This is a genomic window from Virgibacillus ainsalahensis (assembly GCF_055380755.1).
In genome coordinates, this window is record NZ_AP043943.1 from 2,451,029 (window position 1) to 2,468,016 (window position 16,988).

Sequence of the window (16,988 nt, forward strand, 5' to 3'; positions counted from 1 at the left end):
TTCATCCACCTCCGTCGAACATACTGCCAATCGGGTTAAAACGTTCACCGGTAATCTTGAAGTTTCCTTCTCCTTCTTCCATTTCTTCCAGGAAAACCTTCAAACTAGGCGCGTTTGCCGCAACCAGAATTAATCTTTCCAACGTATCCATATCTTTTATGTCATATATTTCCTGGACAATGCCCGGAGAAATGCTGCCAAATCGCATTTTTAATACAGAAAGTAAATCCTCCCGATCCTGTACAAAATCTGCATCTTCTTCAAATAGAAACATTTACTCACCCTCCATTTCTCTCTGTTTATTTAGGTTCCATCATTTTGTAATAATCCGCTATCAAAATTTCCGTACAATACTCCCCGGCTTCCTTTACAAATTCATCCAGTTCATCCTTTTCCTCTTTAATAGCTTCGAAAGAAAAGAAATGCTCTTTTATATGTGTATATTGTTCACCAAATCTTAATAAAACAAGTATTCCCGTCTCCTCTTTTATCCCTTCAGCCTGGAAATCGTAAGAATGAATATTATATTCATCCTCGAACTGATTGAGGATATAGTTATAAAGTTTTGGTGACACCAACCGTAAAAACTTGCTTTTTTTTTGCTGTGTATCTTCAGTCATACGGCTCCTCCCCCATGTAAATAAGTTATAATGATTAATGATCAGGTAAAAGTCTTTCTTCCTCTTCATTATGAAGGAGATCGACAAGTACCAGCGCCTGAAATCGCTGTAAAACTGATTCACTAAATCCATTTGAATCGAGCATATCCTTTATTTCCTTTACGAGCATTCGCATAAGATTATGATCCCGTGTTAAGGCAATGACGTTCTCTTTTAATTCAGGTTTTTCCTCAACTAATTCCTTATAAAGCCCTTCTTCCTCCGAAGCTGCATGTCTTAGGGTTCGTGTTTCCCAATGTTCAACAGCAACATAAGCTACTTCCAGTGCTTTTTCCTGTTCCTCATCTTTTAAAAGATGAGTGAGAATCACATTTAATTCCTTTGCCTCGTTTAGTGCCGCTTCATGTATGGCACTATGGCTGTCAACATGCTTTAATCCAGGACCAGACATATGTTCATCACTCCTTAATTATTGAACAAAATTTTTATTCATAAATGCAACTGGGATCATTGTTAAAAGCTTGATGATAAGCGAAAATTTATGCGTTCTTAATCATCAACAAAAAACTATTTTAGTTTCTATATTAGATTTATAAAACAAAAAAAGATGTGATAAATATCACATCCTTGTCGAATTACGGTACTCTTTTTATTCTCTTTATCATTGTAGCAAAAGCCAAAGCCTGCACGTATGTAGTAAGAAAATATGTGTGAAAACAACTGTTTTTAGAACAGGAAAATAATTCAGTTTACCTTTTCTGATCGGCTCTTTTGGTAAATTTCTGTTGCTCTTTAACGTCGCAGTAGATATAAAAGACGAAGTAACTGCTGGGTTGATTTCCGCTGCGGACCGTTGCTTTCCGCGGGCACGGCTTCAGTCTCCTCGAGAAACCCACTCTGCGGGGTCTTCAGACACGTGCTGTTCCCGCTGGAGTCAACGGTCCTCCGCTCCAATCAACCATCATAAAAGTGAATGGATATTATGTGATTGAATGAAGTATATAAAGTTGCAATGTACATAGCAGCGAAGGAAATACACGAAGACTCCAGCGGGAGGAAAGGCATCGGTGAGACCCCGGAGTGCGATAGCACGAGGAGGCTCACCAGCCGCCCGCGGAAAGCGTAGTGTATTTCCGTAGCGTGTAATCGCACCAACCATAATTTCAAGTTACTTCGTCTTTTATATCTTTTGTGCCAAAAACAACAGATCTTTTTGATGGGACGAGTAATCGCAGTCCCAGATCTTTTTGATGAGACGAGTAATCGCAGTCCCAGATTTTTTCAATGGGGCGAGTTACAGTCCCAGACCTTTTAGAAAATAGCCCTCTGGTTAAATAACTGTTTTCATTATAGATGGTGGCGGCATGCGCTTAGCCGCTATGTTGGTTTCTTAACTGCTAAAAAAGGCCGATCCACTTAAAAAGGATCAGCCTTTGTCATTTAATCAATCAGGAATTCCTAATGCAATTTTCGCGTAACGGGACATCATATGTTTATCCCATGGCGGATTCCAGACAATGTTTACTTCGACTTCCTTAACTTCCGGAATATCATCAAGAGCCATTTTCACATCACGTTCAATATGTGCGGCGAGCGGACAGCCCATCGCGGTTAATGTCATTGTGACCGTAGACAATCCTTCTTCATTTAAATCAACATCATATATAAGTCCCAGGTTAACAATATCGATGCCCAACTCAGGGTCAATTACATTCTCCAATGCGCCCATCAAATTTTCTTTTAATGCTTCATCCATCACTTTAAACCTCCTCGTATATTCATACTACTATTTAAACATATCTTCGGCTTTTATTAAATGATTTAAATCACTGACAGGGAATAATTATACAATTAAAGATGTTCTTCAAACCATTTCACTGTTTCCAGGATGGCATACCGGCTTACCTTATGGCCACAGTTTGCTTCTTTCAGAAATTTTATATTTTCTTTCGTTTTATACTGTTTTTCCGTTTCTTCATAAAACGTGTACGAATGGTCAAATGGCACGACGGGGTCATCTTCGCCATGCCAGAATAACAGTGGACGCCCATTTAATCTTTCCGGCTGTTCGGAGAGATCATAGCTTTGCAACTGCACATACAGGTTCCCAATCATTTCTTCCGTCACAGGAAGATCGCCCATCTTTTTAAAACTATTCACAAGTGTTTTAGCATAAGTGGTTATCTTTGGAGAACCCATAAGAACTGCTGCTGTCTTAATCCATGAATATTGTGTCAATGCCGCTGATGTTGTGATTCCCCCCATGCTCGTTCCCGCCACACCAAATCGTTCATTTAAAATCAGGTTTTCCTTATCTAAAAAGTCTTTAATCGTTTGCAGTTCTCCTACATTTTGCATAACAATATCCCAAAAGGATATCTGCTTTTTAATGGAGGAAATTTCCCCCTCCCTTTTTCCGTGATATTTACTATCAGGCAGTATAACACGATACCCTTTTTCTGCCAGTAAGTAAGCCAAAGGCAAATTATGTTCTTTTGCACTTGTAAATCCATGAAAATAAATAACTGCTGGCAAAGCTTCCTGTTCTTTACTGGTGTCTGCAACCACTAAACTTGGAATTTCACTTATGTATGTTTCAACGACTCCAATCATCTTCATGTCCCCTATCTGGCAAATTATTCATTATTCTACATTTTAATATTTAATTCAACTCCTTTGCAAACTTTGTAAACTGAAATTTACTTTACATATCCGCTTATCCCTTATAAACTTAAGGGCAAACGAGGTGAATGTAATGGAAAAGAAGAGACATTTAATTGCTTTGGATTTAGACGGGACACTACTGACAGATAAAAAGGAAATTTCTCCCCGTACCAGAGAGGTCGTTCAAAAAGCGATAGAGGACGGGCATGTGGTTGTCATAGCGACAGGCAGACCGCATCGTGCCAGCATTGCATATTATCACAGCATGGGTTTAAATACACCGATGGTTAATTTTAACGGTGCACTTATTCATCATCCAAGGGATAATAAATGGGACGCACTCCATAATCCAATGCCAATCCGAACTGCACATAAAATTATTGATGCCTGTTATGATTTTGATGTAAATAATATTCTGGCAGAGGTAATGGATGATGTATACCTTGAGGAGTATGATGAGAAAATAATTGATATTTTTCAAAGCGCACAAGGCGATGCCCCATTCAGTATCGGTAATATTAAAAACGAATTGAAGGAAGACCCGACATCTCTCCTTATTTACCCAAGAGAAGACCATATTCATCAATTAAGGAGTCATTTGGATGACTACCATGCTGAGCTCATTGAACATCGTAAATGGGGCGCCCCATGGAATATCATCGAAATTGTCAAAAAAGGGATGAATAAAGCTGTTGGCTTACAAAAGATTGCATACTATTTCAATATTCCAAAGGAACGAATCATAGCGTTTGGTGATGAAGATAATGATTTGGAAATGATTGATTACGCTGGTGTTGGTGTAGCAATGGGAAATGCAATCAATGAATTGAAATCAGTTGCAAAACATATCACTTCCACAAATGAGCAGGATGGAATCGGAATATTTCTGGAAGAATATTTAAAAATCAAAATAAAATCGGTCTAATCCCGTTTATTTCCAAGTCTAACATTCCAATTCTGATCCATACTAATGGTGAACGTATCAAACGTTCACTTTTTTGTTGCAGTTCAGGCAGATAATGTTTTTTTAGGGGAGGAATCATCATGGGAAAACGAAGTAAATCCAAGCGTTTTAGTCACCAGGGTGCTGAATCAGTCAAAAAACATGCCGAACGCTTTCCTTATCGTTCTCGTCTCTCTGATGTAGAGCGAAAAGGTGAGGAAGCGAAAAATAATTCTCTAGGAGGGTTCTAGTTGGAAAACAATCTATTTCAACAAGCTAAAAATGCTGTGACCAACTTCATGAATACACAAGGGCAAGGAAATACCGCAAATGCCGATGATAAACAGGCAGTCCAAAATGCTATTCAGGCAGCATATAATCAGGCGTCCCCCGAAGAAAAACAGCAATTGCAACAATTGGAGAATCAATTGAAGCAGCATAATCAATTACAGTAGTCTCCGTATTTTAGCTATGGTAAATACTAATTCATTCATGTGATGAAGCGGATTTACACGAAGAGCTGACAAGCCCCTCATCGAAAATGATGAGGGTGCTTGTTTTTAATCCTTTTTTCTTTTATTCATTTCTGCTAATATATAGGTAAGTACGATGAGGAGGGAATTTATTATGGCAATCCGTGTGGAAGAAACACCAAATCCAAATGCATTGAAATTTACCACAGATAAATTAATCTTTGAAGGGACAAACAGCATATCTGTAATGCCCGGGGACACAAGTGAGTATGAAATTCTAAATGAACTCATGAGCCTTGAGGGAGTAGATAACGTTTTTGGCTATCAAAACTTTATTACAGTAAATAAGCAATTTGATGCCGAGTGGGATGAATTATCATCCAAAGTGACAGACGTATTGGAAAAACACGGATACTAAGTACATATGTAAATATTACAATAGGCCGGTCTGAATCACTCAGCCGGCCTATTCTTAATTACCTAAATCAACGGGAATATAATTTGGGTTAATAAGCTCACCATTATCATCTTTCCCATACATCTTAATGATAGGAGCATCTTCCGTTTTTTCAACTTCTTCTGGCAATTCCACTTCCAATTGGAAATCACTCCAGCCATAATGGCCCCCGTCCAGATTAATAATTTCTTCTTCCACTAAGAGCGTTTCTCCCTGTTCCAACGTGTAATAAATTTCATTTTCAGCAGCATTTGCTTCAGCCGTCACCTGTATTTGGTCATTTTCTACAACCACTTCAATATTTCTTAAACTGACGGATGGACTTTCTTCTGCTTCATTGGCTGTATCTGCTCCGTTATCAGTTTCTCCCTGACTATTACACCCTGCCAGTACAACTGCTGCTGTAAGAACAATGATGATATATTTCATTTATTGACCACCTTTTTTAGTTAGTCTTTTCTAAAGACGCCGAATATTCCCGCCGTTTGGATAATATTCGTAAATGCTTTTGGATCCACTTCATTGATGATTCTTTCCAGATCATATAACTCATATCGGGTAATAACGAGATACAGCATATTTTGATCTGTATTGGTATAAGCACCCTTTGCAGGTAAAATAGTAATTCCACGAACCATTGTTTTATGGATTTCATGCTGCAATTCCACTGCCTTATGTGTAATGATCATAGCGGTCAGTTTTTCATGACGTGTATGAAGCGCGTCAATCACCCGCGTTGTGACATAGAGAGTCACCAATGTATATAATGCGTTTTCTGGCAGATAGAAAACCCCTGCCAACAGAATTATTATTGAATTTAGCGTCATGAAGTATATACCGATTGGCTTGTCCTTCATACGGGACAATACCATTGCCACGATATCCATACCACCTGTTGAAGCACCATTTTTCAATGTCATCCCAACACCGGCACCAGCGATTACACCACCAAATACAGCATTTAAAATAATATCATCTGAAAATGAATAGACCGGTATAACCTCTAAGAACATGGTAGTAAATAAAACGGAAATTACACTGTATACGGTAAACCCTTTTCCTACTTTATACCAACCCAGAATAGCTACAGGAACATTTAAAATGAATAGTAATATACCTGTACTGATACCAATTCCTAAAAAATCCTGAAATACACTCGCACCTAGCTGGGCGGCACCGGTAAAGCCACTGGCATAAACATTGGCGCTAATCAGGAAAAAATTCAAAGACAGTGCATTTAATAGTGCACCGAATATAACAATAAAGATTCGTTTTGCTTCGAATATAAACATGGTGACCTCCTTATCATAATTATTACAGATTATTTAATATTTTGACTATCTCTACAAATAGTTTTAAACTAAAAGAAATACAACCATTATTAGAATGAGGGTGAAAACATGGCAGTTAAAATTCTTGCAGATTCTGCAAGTGATTTGTCAAAGAATCATTATAACCAATTTGACATTGAAATGGTACCCTTAACGGTTCATTTAGATGAAAAAGAATTTAAAGACGGAAAAGAAATTGATCCAAAGACGATTTATGATGCGATGCGAGAAGGTAAAAGCCCAAAAACATCCCAGGTTTCTCCACAGACCTTTAAAACTATTTTCTCATCATATGCAAAAAAAAATCAGACTTTAGTATACTTTGCCTTCTCTTCTGAGCTTTCGGGAACCTACCAAACGGCAAAAATGGTGGAACAAGAAGTAAAGGAAGAGCATCCTCAATGTTCCATTCATGTAATCGATACAAAATGTGCTTCCATCGGTTACGGATTGGTTGTTCTGCATGCTGCAAAGCTGGCCAGTGAGGGGGCATCTGCTGAAGAAATCATTGAAGCCGGCACCTATCAGGCAGAACATATGGAACATATTTTCACTGTTGATGATTTGGAATACCTCTACCGCGGTGGCCGTGTAAGTAAAACAGCAGCTTTTGTTGGTACTTTATTAAAAATCAAACCGATTCTCCATGTGGAAAAAGGAAAATTAATACCCCTTGAAAAAATAAGAGGATCAAAAAAATTATTCAAGCGCATGCTGGAAATCATGGAAGAACGCGGAACAGATTTCAAAAATCAAACCATTGGCATCAGTCATGGTGATGATTTGGAAAGAGCTGAACAATTAGCTGCGATGATCAAAGAAAAGTTTGGCGTCAAAGATATCCAAATCGAAATGGTCGGTTCAGTCATTGGTGCCCACGCCGGACCGGGAACAATCGCACTTTTTTTCTTAAATAAACCGAATAAATAAACATTGTGTACTGGTTTCTTTTTATAAACCAGTACTTTTTTATCTATTTCCTTTGAATGACCAGATTCAAACACAATTTCACTTTAAAGTCTCCACACAATATATAATTGACATGAAATTATATTTTCTTTCATATATTCTTATAAAGCTTGTACACGAAGGAGGATATACATGCCAATTAATGAACTACTTGCCGCTTATGAATCCGAACGGAAACATTCCCCGGAAACAATCAATAATTTATTGGATTTTTACCAAAAAAAGTATATCATTGGCGAAATTGATATACAACACTATCGTGACATCTATTTTTATCTACATAAAGAAGGTGCCACTTCTGCACATGATTATGTATAAATTGAAAAACCCCATAGCGGAGCTTTTTTCAGTTTTTCCCTATCTTGACAGATGATTAAAAATAGAGAAGCCCCACTTACGAGCTTCTCTTCCTTTGTTTCATACTTAAATAAATAATGCCACCAACGAATAGAAGGAGAATACTGCCTGCAAATCCGATTAAAGCCCAATTTAACCCAGTATCTTGTTCCACTACATATACTTCTGTTGACTCTCTTGGTATACCAATTTTAAATTCCCCATTTTCATCTTCACGTACAATATTATCTGCAAGATAGCCCCTAAGCTGCATTCCTGATTCAACTTCAGTTACAGGAACAACCTGTGTCTCACTGGAATTATTAATCGCAATAAATATTGTTTCATCTTCATGCACTCTCTTAAATACGCTCATTGCTTCACTCGAACCAACCATTTCAAAATCCCCATGAGCTATTGCCGAAAACTCTTCACGTAAAGAGGAAATTCGATTATGAAACTCCTGTACTTCCGGTTCACCACTGTTGAACGGTACAAGACGTTGTGAACTTTCAGCATCCGCGCCATACATCGGCAATTCCGTTCCCTGAAGAATCGAAGGTACACCTGGTGATGTATACAGATAGGTCAATGCCAATGTCCATGCCGTCAGATTATTCCGTCCGTTTTCAGCAAATTTTTGTGTGAACCTCTCTGTATTAAAGTTGTCAACAAATAATATATCCGAATCGGTTCCGTGTTTTTCCCATGTATCATAGATATCAGAGACCGGGTTATTAACATCTGCAAAAACCGCTGCCATGGATTCAAACATTGCCTGATTATCGATGGCATCTATTTCCGTATTTTCTTTTAATTGATTCACCCGCTCATCTGTAACTAAAATATCTCCCAATAAATAGAAATCTTCATCGATTGCTTTTATTTCCTCCGTAAAATTTCCGAGGAAATCCTCGGATGCCTGATCAACAGCATGAAGCTTAAATCCGTCAATATCCGTTTCTTCCATCCAGTATACTGCTGCATCCAGTAAAAACTCCTGAACTTCCGGATTCTCCTGATTTAAGACCGCAACATTTTCAGCCCAATCAAACGATAAATTATTTTCTTCTTGTACCCAGTCCTCATTTTCAGGATTATCTACAATCGAATGGCTTGATGCTACATAATTCGTCACGAATTCAAGGACCACTTTTATATCACGCTGGTGTGCTTCATCAATTAATTGATGTAAGTCCTCCATTGTGCCAAGTTGCTCATCAATGGTATAAAAATCTTCTATCCAATATCCGTGAAAACCATCCGGTGCATTTGCCATTACCGGGGATAAGGAGAGTGTTGTTACACCAGTCTCTTTAAGGTCATCCAGTCTTTTGATAATCCCCTGCAGATCACCGCCCTGGTATGCCTTTGGATCGTCAATATTTACCTGTTCGTCATTGTTATAATCACCATTATTAAAACGATCCACCATAATATTATAAATTATTTCTTCATTGACATGACTTTCCTCCTGAGCGGAGACTAAAGTCTGGCCAGTAAGAAATATGAATGCTGTCACCAGTAGTATGTATCCTGTCTTTTTCATGAAAACGCCCCTCTAAAAATAAGTATCACTCTTGTTCTATTATTAACGTTTCATAGGAATAGTCAATAAAAAAGCAGATATTGTCGAAAATATTTCATAGGTTATGTTAGAAAGCCCTAACTGCAAAAAAAAGCCGTCTCTTTTGAGACAACTTTTTTATAAGTGAATTCTATAATTGTATTCCAAGTGGCAGCCGCCACAGGCCAAGTATTAAAGTAAGAAGAAGTGCAATTACGAACTGAACCCATAAACCTTTTGTTGACTTTCCTTTGTTTGTTCTCACCAAAATCATTTCCGTTGCCACGATTAACCAGATTCCTGCCAGCCCTTTTGTGATTGCTTCCGCTAAGATAGGCATTCCGCTATTGGCCAGATAATCTGCTAGTAACGCTCCACCGGTATATAAAATAAATAAGTAGTCCAAACGTAAAATCATGTGAACAATTTTAGCAGGCTTTCCTTTTCCCTGATTATACATCATTAGTGAAACGATAAACAAAATTAAAAGTAACACCCATGATGTAATATGCATATGCGTCATCTATGTATTCCTCCCTTATCCATCTTATCGCCATAATATCATGTACTCCCAAAAAAATCATTTTAAAGCATTTTTTAGACGCTCTTAGCGTAACCTTTTATTTCTCTTTAACCCCCACTGTTGATATGAATACGACATAACTTTATCGTGGCTTTGCTTTCTTCCATTTCTTTTGAAGCCGAGTGCTATCACAATCGCTTCAGCAGAATACTTCGCTGGTAGAAAACAGTTTTTTTACATCACAGAAGAGGCATACAATTACAAAAACTGTTATACTAAAATAGATTGTATTTTTAAATAACACCGGAGGGATAGTATGGGAAAAACCAGTCAAGAAATCATTGATCAGACTCAGGAATACGGGGCAGAAAATTACCACCCACTTCCTGTTGTAATTGAAAAAGCTGAAGGCGTATGGGTTCAGGATCCTGAAGGTAACCGCTACATGGATATGCTGAGTGCTTATTCTGCAATAAACCAGGGACACAGACATCCTAAAATTATTGATGCTTTAAAGAATCAAGCAGACAAGGTTACTTTAACATCACGCGCGTTCCACAACGACCAATTAGGCCCATGGACAGAGCGTGTTGCAAAATTAACAGGAAAAGATAAAGTATTACCAATGAATACAGGTGTAGAAGCCGTCGAAACTTCCATTAAAGCAGCTCGTCGTTGGGCATACGATGTAAAAGGTGTGGAAGATAATAAAGCAGAAATCATCGCTGCAAAAGGCAATTTCCATGGTCGAACATTAAATGCGATTTCCTTGTCTAATGATCCTGATGCCACAAAAAGCTACGGACCATTCGTTCCAAATATTGAAAAGGTAGAATATGGTAACGCAGAAGCAATACGCGAAGCAATCACACCAAATACGGCTGCTGTCATTGTAGAACCAATCCAAGGGGAAGCAGGTATCATCATTCCACCAGAAGGTTATTTAAAAGCTGTTCGTGAAATCTGTACACAAAACAATGTATTATTCATTGCTGATGAAGTGCAAACAGGTTTTGCGCGTACTGGGAAAATGTTTGCTTCTGAGTGGGAAGGAGTCGTTCCAGACATTTTTGTTATGGGGAAAGCCCTGGGTGGCGGTGTATTCCCAGTATCTGCTATTGCTGCAAATAAAGAAATCATGGACGTCTTCACACCAGGATCACATGGATCCACTTTTGGAGGTAACCCGCTGGCAAGTGCTGTTTCAATTGCTGCGCTTGATGTACTGGAAGACGAAAATTTGGCAGACCGTTCCCTTGAACTTGGGGAATACATGATGAATGAATTAAAAGGGATTGAAAGCCCTAATATCAAAGAAGTTCGCGGTAAAGGTTTATTTATTGGTATAGAATTGACAGGACCTGCCCGTCCGTATTGTGAAGCATTAAAAGAAAAAGGATTACTATGTAAAGAAACACATGAAAATGTGATCCGTTTCGCCCCACCACTTATCATTGAAAAAGAAGACTTAGATTGGGCATTGAATCATATTAAAGAGGTACTGAAAGGGTAAGAACTTTATAACATCCATAGTACACCAAAAGGACCTGTTCTAAAGGGACAGGCCCTTTTTGCTATACACTGATTCCCTGTAGCTAAAAATTCCACTAATCCCTTACAGGTTGTCTTCTCCTTAATGGCTGCTTTTTTCCATAAGTCAAGCATCTCCACACCCATTCAAGTGGACCGAACAGGAAGTGTGAAAACCACCATTTGCTCAATAAAACCTGCAGACTGAAAATAATTACGACAAGCAACACCCCTGTGATAGGTCGAATAGAACCATAAAGACTAAAACCAATTCCATAAAACAGGATGAAACTCATGATCGATTGCATAATGTAGTTGGATAATGCCATGCGTCCAACATAGGTAAAAGGCTTCATCAATTGATAGCCAATCCTGGATTGAGCAAGTAATGTAATTGACAGGATATAAAACAGCGCGGATGCTGTTCCCCCAATATTATCCTGGATATAGGAAAACCAGGCAGGATTGTTGAATGTATATGGACCTAACTTCAGTAGCACAAACAATGCAAGCGCGATCAGCCATAATTGTATCAGCAACCGTTTATGTAATACCGGCTGATGGAGTATCCGTTTCTTGGCCAAATACATACCAAATAAAAATAATGGCAGCAGCATAAAGGCAAGAATAAAAAAAGTCATCCCCCCATTTGCAAACATCCAATCGTTATAATTTTGTGACCAGATATCTGTGATATTGCTGCTTTGATAGTTGTTCATTGCCTGGTTAATTTCAGATGTGAAAGTGAAATCCAGATAATTTCTGCTTGCATATAGTAAAAAGGTGAAAAAGCCGACACTGCCACAGAGTAAAGAAATTCCCCATATTAAGAGAGTTTTTCCTTTTACTTCCAAAAATAGCAATAACAGCAACCCAATCATTCCATACGACAGCAATATATCACCATGCCAAATCAAAAAAGCGTGAATCAGGCCAAATCCTATCAGGATGAGAAGTCTACGAAATAAAAATGGCCGTGGATGTATCCCTTTTTGCTTTACTCTTTCTTTCATTATCTGAATCCCAAAGCCAAACAAAATGGAAAATAAGGTATAAAAACTAGCTTGAAAAAAGATATCAATTATTATCAGCGTCCATTGATCCACCTGCGTGGTCCAGGCTTCTCCTTCTCCTCCATACATAAAATATGGTGCAGAGAAAGAGCCGACATTCACTATAAAAATACCAAATATAGCAAAACCGCGGGCGGCATCAATCCACTGCAGGCGGTTTCTTTCTTTTAAAGGTTTCATGTCATTATTCATCAATTCACCTCTTTTGTAAAAATTAGTCTCTTTATATTTTAGAAAATTCCCTATTTTTATTTATTCGCTTTTACAACTCACACATTCGAGTGTTAGCTAATTCCATGATATAATTAAAGTTATGATTAAGCTACTGAAAGAGGGTTTTAAGGGTGGGATTGATATGATGAATAACGATATAGGTTCGTCAATGGATAATGCTGAATCGGCTCTTGGAAAAGAACAAAATACGAATAACTTTTTCACAGATTTAAAGTTACTCGTTAAGTCGATTGTTTTAATCTTCAATGTGCTGCCTGCTTTTATTGGATTTTGGCTGGCACTGCATTTTACAAATACTTCTATTACGGAACAGTGGGATATTTTTCTTTTAACGATGTTTGGAAGCACGTTTATAATTGCTGGTGCACTCATCCTGAATAATTGGTATGATGCTGATATTGATACCGTGATGGAGCGCACGAAGCACCGTCCCACCGTGACTGGCAGTTTTTCACTCCAAACTGTTTTGACAATAGGAATAGCTGCATCGGTACTGGGCTTCATTCTATTACTGTTTACAACTTGGGAAGCAGCCTTCTATGCATTAGTCGGATGGTTCACTTACGTTATACTGTACACCATGTGGTCCAAACGGAAGTATACCCTGAATACAGTCATCGGGAGCATCTCCGGTGCAGTTACGCCATTAATTGGATGGGCGGCAATCGAACCGGCTTTTCACATTATTCCAATCGTTTTGTTCCTCATCTTATTCATTTGGCAAATACCGCATACGTTCGCAATTGCCATACGAAAATATGAGGATTATAAAGCCGCAGATGTAAAAATGCTTCCTGTTGTACACGGTATAAATGTTACGAAACGCCAAATGGTTATCTATATAAGCTGTCTGCTTCCACTACCATTTTTATTACCTGACCTGGGTACGACATTTATTGTAATTGCTACACTACTCAATATTGCCTGGCTGGTTTTAGGGATTCGTGGATTTTATACAAAAAATAATGAAAAATGGGCTTATGTGAACTTCATTTATTCTGTTAATTACTTAATGGTTCTGTTTTTGTTGATGGCAATCATCACATTGCCAGTTTTTGATTGATAGACATGCAAGAAACAAAAGCTCAGGAATCCTTGATCACCCCTAAGGCATAGATTTAAGCTGTGAACTCGGGCATGCGCGTTCTAGCTCATGCCCGAGTTCACAGCTTTTGACCTCAAGGGGTAGTCCGCTATCGCTGGCCCGAGGCAATTACTGACAAGGAATTGATATGCTGCTAAAAAACCGGAACAGGTTGCATCTAAAGGCAATCCGTTCCGGTTATTCATATTCTGAACGATTGATAAATAAGAGTTGTATAAAATAGATAAGTATACAGGCTGCAATGAAAAAGAAACCCCAGCCCAAGGTCTTCTGTTCAACAATGAGATAACTGTTGCACAATTGGGTTTCAGAAGCAATATACAACCACGCCATAATACCAAACAGTATCGAAAGACTAATATAAATTATATTTTTTCCTGTTTCACTAAGTTTCTTCCAGCTATCATATAGAGGAAGACCTGCCAGGAAGGGTAAACTGATAAATTTAAAGATTTCCACTGCTGGGATAGTCAGTGCTTCATCCATTGTGCGGGGAATCAGCCAGTAGATGACAATAATCATGAATAATATAATACCAGGTACTCCATTACTGTTCCATTTCCTGAAAAAACCAGGAAATTTCTTCTGCAGAAACGGGGTCATCAGCATACCTGCTATGACTAACAGTGGCATTTGCATATGCATATGAATTGCCATGATGGATTCGGCTAATGTAACGACAGGAGGAAGCATCAGGAAAACATATAACAATAATCCATACATTGCCTGTTTCATTCTACTCACCCACTTTTGTTTCCAGAATAGATGTAACTGTATCCGCAGCTGCTTCTATTTGTGTATAATCCATTACTTCAACTAAGCTTCCCATTGGATCTACCAGATAAAATGCAGAGTTATGTGTAAAGTGACCATTTCTATCCGGTATTACAATAACCCCGAATTTTTCTAATAAATGATCAAGTTCCTTCTGATCAGAAATCCTTGCCATCCGCCATGTTTCACCATCACTGCCGAAATAGGAACGATATTTTTCCAATGTGGTCGGGTCATCTCTTTTCGGGTCGAAGCTTATACTCAGAAAGACAATATCCTCACCAATATATTTCTCTGGGATAGATTGATAAACTTGCGCCATATTCATTTCCAATTCCAGACATACGTCGGTACAGGCTGTATAGATAAAAGTGATCATCACATACTTTCCTTCAAACTCCGTGAAAGGATACGTCCTCTCTTTACTGTCTTCCAGCGTTACCTCAGGGAATTCAGGTTTCTCTTCCCGCAGTTCATTCGTTCTTGCGGTTTCTAAGGTGTACGCCTGAAACCCGTCCGTTCCGATAAAAAACAGGATTCCCCCAAATGTAATAACCAGGATGACAGCAACAGTATTATACTTATTTTTGATCATCATGATCACATCCTAGAACTGATTTGTTTTGCATACTTAAGTAAGTCGAAAGAGACAGTCGTTCTATGAAATTGACTATCTCTTTCATACACATACCCCTTACCAAGTTCTGAATGGCGGTGATCCTGGAGGCGCATTAACAATCAGGTCTACAATTGGAATGACATACCCCATTGAGATAACGGCAATAGCCAATACAATCCAAAGCCCCCAGCGTTCGGTCCACTTTGGTGTTGCAGATGCGCTGTCTTCCGGTTGTGCAATAGGAAACGCTGTATGCCCTTTTGGTGCCTTTAACATGAGGTGGAAAACGATATAAACCATCAGTACAACACCTGCAAATAAGAGTGTTCCTCCAATTGCCAGCAAGAATAGATACGGATCCCAACCCAATGCGGTTGCGTTGTCTCCATAAGTGGAGTAAGAAGTTCTTCGTGGTGAGCCTAATACCCCAACCCAGTGCATTGCCCCGGACATAAACAGCATACCAACAAACCAGATAATGGTTTGAATAATTCCTAATCGATTTAATTTGGGGGTTAATTCCCGCTTTGATAAATATGGGATTAACCAGTACATGATACCAAAGAAGGTCAATACAACTGTTGTTCCGACCGTTAAGTGAAAGTGCCCGACTACCCACAAGGAATTATGAACAACTTGGTTTAATTGGTTATTTGTTTGCGCAATACCACCAGCTCCAGCCGGGATAAAAGCAATCATTGCTAACATTGGTGCAAGGAAACGAACATCGCTCCATGGCAGTTTTTTAACCCAGCCCAAGAGCCCTTTTGCTCCTTTTTTCCTTCCCGTACGTTCAAATACTGCAAACATCGCAAATGCTGTCATTAGTGAGGGAAAAGCAATGGATAAGCTCATAAATACGTGCATGAATTTCAATCCTTGGGTAAAACCGGGGTCAACAATCTGGTGATGAAATCCACCAGGAACGTTTAGAATAACTAACAGAATGACAACCAGGCGGGCCAGAGAGTCACTGAATAACCTGCCGCCAATCAATTTCGGTACAATTACATACCATGCTGATATTGCAGTTAAATACCAGACGTTTACAGCTGTATGTCCAAAGCTCCAGAACAATGTCCGACTAAGCATAACATTTACCGTTTCTGTCCATCCAAAAGCCCAGGGAATCAGCATTAGAACTTCAATCGTAACACCAATACTTCCAAGAAGTAATAAGAGATATGCGCCTACTGCGAAGAAAGAAAGCAATGGTAAATGCTGTCCTCGGTTTCTTTTTTTCCAACTGAACGCGTTGGTAAATACACCAGCAGCTGCAACCCAAATACCTAAAACAAGAAAGACCAGCCCGATATAGAACCATGGCGATGCTTGCATTGGCGGATAAAACGTGTACATAACTGATGCTGTACCCTGCATAATGGTTCCAACAACGAGCGCTGTTCCAAAAAGCATCAGCCCAAGTGCTGTCCATCCCATCTTTCTTACTTTTGGTAAAAGGCCTCCAAGTGTGTGCGAAACCCCAGAGTAAAAATATCCAGTCATAAAAAGCGTCGTAAATACAAGGACTAAAAGAACTCCGTGTGCTGTTAGGACTTGATAGTAATTCATCCATGCAGGTAATTCAAGAAGTCCTGCGCGATTAAGACCCTGAAGCAACCCCAATGTTCCTCCAATAAACAGGACGATAAATGCGATTGAAAAATAGGTTAAGTTAAGACGTGCATCTTCTTGATTTACACCCAGCTTTTTATTTGTCTTTTCTTTTAATATTTCTTTCGCTGCCATTTCCATGATATTTTCCCTCCT

At 38.8% G+C, this 16,988-nt stretch carries 21 protein-coding genes; 8 read left to right on the plus strand and 13 right to left on the minus strand.

The window, feature by feature from the left end; genetic code table 11:
- Position 1: 1 nt before the first annotated feature.
- From ACZ427_RS11980 to ACZ427_RS12000, 5 genes are all read right to left on the minus strand, one after another.
- Positions 2-274, minus strand: coding sequence for a hypothetical protein (locus ACZ427_RS11980; protein ID WP_461178782.1), 273 nt, complete (start codon positions 272-274; stop codon positions 2-4).
- 25 nt (positions 275-299) lie between these two features.
- Positions 300-620, minus strand: a complete 321-nt coding sequence (locus ACZ427_RS11985; RefSeq protein ID WP_461178783.1) for a hypothetical protein — start codon at positions 618-620, stop codon at positions 300-302.
- Positions 621-654: 34 nt separating this feature from the next.
- On the minus strand, positions 655-1,071 hold the full coding sequence (locus ACZ427_RS11990) for a hypothetical protein (protein WP_461178784.1): 417 nt from the start codon (positions 1,069-1,071) through the stop codon (positions 655-657).
- Positions 1,072-2,064: 993 nt separating this feature from the next.
- Complete coding sequence (locus ACZ427_RS11995) at positions 2,065-2,376, minus strand: metal-sulfur cluster assembly factor (RefSeq protein WP_461178785.1); 312 nt, start codon at positions 2,374-2,376, stop codon at positions 2,065-2,067.
- A gap of 95 nt (positions 2,377-2,471) precedes the next feature.
- Positions 2,472-3,233: an alpha/beta fold hydrolase gene (locus ACZ427_RS12000; RefSeq protein WP_461178786.1), complete on the minus strand. Its 762-nt coding sequence runs from the start codon at positions 3,231-3,233 to the stop codon at positions 2,472-2,474.
- 142 nt (positions 3,234-3,375) lie between these two features.
- Here ACZ427_RS12000 and ACZ427_RS12005 point away from each other — a divergent pair, with 142 nt between their 5' ends.
- The 4 genes from ACZ427_RS12005 to ACZ427_RS12020 all read left to right on the plus strand — a co-directional run bounded on the left by ACZ427_RS12005 (position 3,376) and on the right by ACZ427_RS12020 (position 5,118).
- Complete coding sequence (locus ACZ427_RS12005) at positions 3,376-4,209, plus strand: Cof-type HAD-IIB family hydrolase (RefSeq protein ID WP_461178787.1); 834 nt, start codon at positions 3,376-3,378, stop codon at positions 4,207-4,209.
- Positions 4,210-4,328: 119 nt separating this feature from the next.
- Entirely contained in the window at positions 4,329-4,478 is a 150-nt protein-coding gene (locus tag ACZ427_RS12010) for a hypothetical protein (RefSeq protein WP_461178788.1), read from the plus strand.
- The gene (locus ACZ427_RS12015) at positions 4,479-4,682 is read left to right on the plus strand and encodes a DUF3813 family protein (RefSeq protein WP_461178789.1); all 204 of its coding nucleotides are present in this window, start codon (positions 4,479-4,481) and stop codon (positions 4,680-4,682) included.
- 172 nt (positions 4,683-4,854) lie between these two features.
- Complete coding sequence (locus ACZ427_RS12020) at positions 4,855-5,118, plus strand: NifU N-terminal domain-containing protein (protein ID WP_461178790.1); 264 nt, start codon at positions 4,855-4,857, stop codon at positions 5,116-5,118.
- Positions 5,119-5,172: 54 nt separating this feature from the next.
- Here ACZ427_RS12020 and ACZ427_RS12025 read toward each other — a convergent pair whose 3' ends face one another.
- Together ACZ427_RS12025 and ACZ427_RS12030 are read right to left on the minus strand one after the other, a co-directional pair.
- Positions 5,173-5,586: a putative periplasmic lipoprotein gene (locus tag ACZ427_RS12025; protein WP_461178791.1), complete on the minus strand. Its 414-nt coding sequence runs from the start codon at positions 5,584-5,586 to the stop codon at positions 5,173-5,175.
- Between the two features lie 20 nt (positions 5,587-5,606).
- Positions 5,607-6,449 (minus strand): YitT family protein, encoded by an 843-nt coding sequence (locus tag ACZ427_RS12030; RefSeq protein WP_461178792.1) that lies wholly within the window; start codon positions 6,447-6,449, stop codon positions 5,607-5,609.
- A 108-nt stretch (positions 6,450-6,557) separates the two neighbouring features.
- Here ACZ427_RS12030 and ACZ427_RS12035 point away from each other — a divergent pair, with 108 nt between their 5' ends.
- Entirely contained in the window at positions 6,558-7,418 is an 861-nt protein-coding gene (locus ACZ427_RS12035; RefSeq protein ID WP_461178793.1) for a DegV family protein, read from the plus strand.
- 171 nt (positions 7,419-7,589) lie between these two features.
- Positions 7,590-7,775 carry a YppF family protein gene (gene yppF / locus ACZ427_RS12040; protein WP_461178794.1) on the plus strand — a complete coding sequence of 62 codons (186 nt, stop codon included), beginning with the start codon at positions 7,590-7,592 and terminating at the stop codon, positions 7,773-7,775.
- A 76-nt stretch (positions 7,776-7,851) separates the two neighbouring features.
- Here yppF and ACZ427_RS12045 read toward each other — a convergent pair whose 3' ends face one another.
- Together ACZ427_RS12045 and ACZ427_RS12050 are read right to left on the minus strand one after the other, a co-directional pair.
- Positions 7,852-9,342: an alpha-amylase family glycosyl hydrolase gene (locus ACZ427_RS12045; protein ID WP_461178795.1), complete on the minus strand. Its 1,491-nt coding sequence runs from the start codon at positions 9,340-9,342 to the stop codon at positions 7,852-7,854.
- Between the two features lie 169 nt (positions 9,343-9,511).
- A complete protein-coding gene (locus tag ACZ427_RS12050) occupies positions 9,512-9,883 on the minus strand; it encodes a YisL family protein (RefSeq protein ID WP_461178796.1) in 372 nt (123 codons plus the stop codon).
- A gap of 316 nt (positions 9,884-10,199) precedes the next feature.
- On the opposite strand from ACZ427_RS12050, the gene ACZ427_RS12055 reads away from it, so the two are divergent.
- Entirely contained in the window at positions 10,200-11,396 is a 1,197-nt protein-coding gene (locus ACZ427_RS12055; protein WP_461178797.1) for an ornithine--oxo-acid transaminase, read from the plus strand.
- A 94-nt stretch (positions 11,397-11,490) separates the two neighbouring features.
- On the opposite strand, the gene ACZ427_RS12060 is transcribed toward ACZ427_RS12055, so the two are convergent.
- Positions 11,491-12,678, minus strand: coding sequence for a DUF418 domain-containing protein (locus tag ACZ427_RS12060; RefSeq protein WP_461178798.1), 1,188 nt, complete (start codon positions 12,676-12,678; stop codon positions 11,491-11,493).
- Positions 12,679-12,841: 163 nt separating this feature from the next.
- Here ACZ427_RS12060 and cyoE point away from each other — a divergent pair, with 163 nt between their 5' ends.
- Entirely contained in the window at positions 12,842-13,783 is a 942-nt protein-coding gene (gene cyoE, locus ACZ427_RS12065; protein WP_461178799.1) for a heme o synthase, read from the plus strand.
- Positions 13,784-14,002: 219 nt separating this feature from the next.
- Here cyoE and ACZ427_RS12070 read toward each other — a convergent pair whose 3' ends face one another.
- From ACZ427_RS12070 to ACZ427_RS12080, 3 genes are all read right to left on the minus strand, one after another.
- On the minus strand, positions 14,003-14,560 hold the full coding sequence (locus tag ACZ427_RS12070) for a hypothetical protein (RefSeq protein ID WP_461178800.1): 558 nt from the start codon (positions 14,558-14,560) through the stop codon (positions 14,003-14,005).
- A gap of 1 nt (position 14,561) precedes the next feature.
- Positions 14,562-15,194 (minus strand): SCO family protein, encoded by a 633-nt coding sequence (locus ACZ427_RS12075; RefSeq protein WP_461178801.1) that lies wholly within the window; start codon positions 15,192-15,194, stop codon positions 14,562-14,564.
- 99 nt (positions 15,195-15,293) lie between these two features.
- Positions 15,294-16,973, minus strand: a complete 1,680-nt coding sequence (locus ACZ427_RS12080; RefSeq protein WP_461178802.1) for a cbb3-type cytochrome c oxidase subunit I — start codon at positions 16,971-16,973, stop codon at positions 15,294-15,296.
- Positions 16,974-16,988: the final 15 nt, after the last annotated feature.

What these genes read in the sequence shown, in the direction of transcription:
- ACZ427_RS12055 (WP_461178797.1), top strand. Translation starts at nt 10,200, where the DNA reads ATGGGAAAAACCAGTCAAGAAATCATTGATCAGACTCAGGAATACGGG.
- ACZ427_RS11995 (WP_461178785.1), bottom strand. Translation starts at nt 2,376, where the DNA reads ATGGATGAAGCATTAAAAGAAAATTTGATGGGCGCATTGGAGAATGTA.
- ACZ427_RS12080 (WP_461178802.1), bottom strand. Translation starts at nt 16,973, where the DNA reads ATGGAAATGGCAGCGAAAGAAATATTAAAAGAAAAGACAAATAAAAAG.
- ACZ427_RS12075 (WP_461178801.1), bottom strand. Translation starts at nt 15,194, where the DNA reads ATGATCAAAAATAAGTATAATACTGTTGCTGTCATCCTGGTTATTACA.
- ACZ427_RS12035 (WP_461178793.1), top strand. Translation starts at nt 6,558, where the DNA reads ATGGCAGTTAAAATTCTTGCAGATTCTGCAAGTGATTTGTCAAAGAAT.
- ACZ427_RS12010 (WP_461178788.1), top strand. Translation starts at nt 4,329, where the DNA reads ATGGGAAAACGAAGTAAATCCAAGCGTTTTAGTCACCAGGGTGCTGAA.
- yppF (WP_461178794.1), top strand. Translation starts at nt 7,590, where the DNA reads ATGCCAATTAATGAACTACTTGCCGCTTATGAATCCGAACGGAAACAT.
- ACZ427_RS11985 (WP_461178783.1), bottom strand. Translation starts at nt 620, where the DNA reads ATGACTGAAGATACACAGCAAAAAAAAAGCAAGTTTTTACGGTTGGTG.
- ACZ427_RS11990 (WP_461178784.1), bottom strand. Translation starts at nt 1,071, where the DNA reads ATGTCTGGTCCTGGATTAAAGCATGTTGACAGCCATAGTGCCATACAT.
- ACZ427_RS11980 (WP_461178782.1), bottom strand. Translation starts at nt 274, where the DNA reads ATGTTTCTATTTGAAGAAGATGCAGATTTTGTACAGGATCGGGAGGAT.
- ACZ427_RS12005 (WP_461178787.1), top strand. Translation starts at nt 3,376, where the DNA reads ATGGAAAAGAAGAGACATTTAATTGCTTTGGATTTAGACGGGACACTA.
- ACZ427_RS12020 (WP_461178790.1), top strand. Translation starts at nt 4,855, where the DNA reads ATGGCAATCCGTGTGGAAGAAACACCAAATCCAAATGCATTGAAATTT.
- ACZ427_RS12060 (WP_461178798.1), bottom strand. Translation starts at nt 12,678, where the DNA reads ATGAATAATGACATGAAACCTTTAAAAGAAAGAAACCGCCTGCAGTGG.
- ACZ427_RS12030 (WP_461178792.1), bottom strand. Translation starts at nt 6,449, where the DNA reads ATGTTTATATTCGAAGCAAAACGAATCTTTATTGTTATATTCGGTGCA.
- ACZ427_RS12025 (WP_461178791.1), bottom strand. Translation starts at nt 5,586, where the DNA reads ATGAAATATATCATCATTGTTCTTACAGCAGCAGTTGTACTGGCAGGG.
- ACZ427_RS12070 (WP_461178800.1), bottom strand. Translation starts at nt 14,560, where the DNA reads ATGAAACAGGCAATGTATGGATTATTGTTATATGTTTTCCTGATGCTT.
- ACZ427_RS12045 (WP_461178795.1), bottom strand. Translation starts at nt 9,342, where the DNA reads ATGAAAAAGACAGGATACATACTACTGGTGACAGCATTCATATTTCTT.
- cyoE (WP_461178799.1), top strand. Translation starts at nt 12,842, where the DNA reads ATGATGAATAACGATATAGGTTCGTCAATGGATAATGCTGAATCGGCT.
- ACZ427_RS12000 (WP_461178786.1), bottom strand. Translation starts at nt 3,233, where the DNA reads ATGATTGGAGTCGTTGAAACATACATAAGTGAAATTCCAAGTTTAGTG.
- ACZ427_RS12050 (WP_461178796.1), bottom strand. Translation starts at nt 9,883, where the DNA reads ATGACGCATATGCATATTACATCATGGGTGTTACTTTTAATTTTGTTT.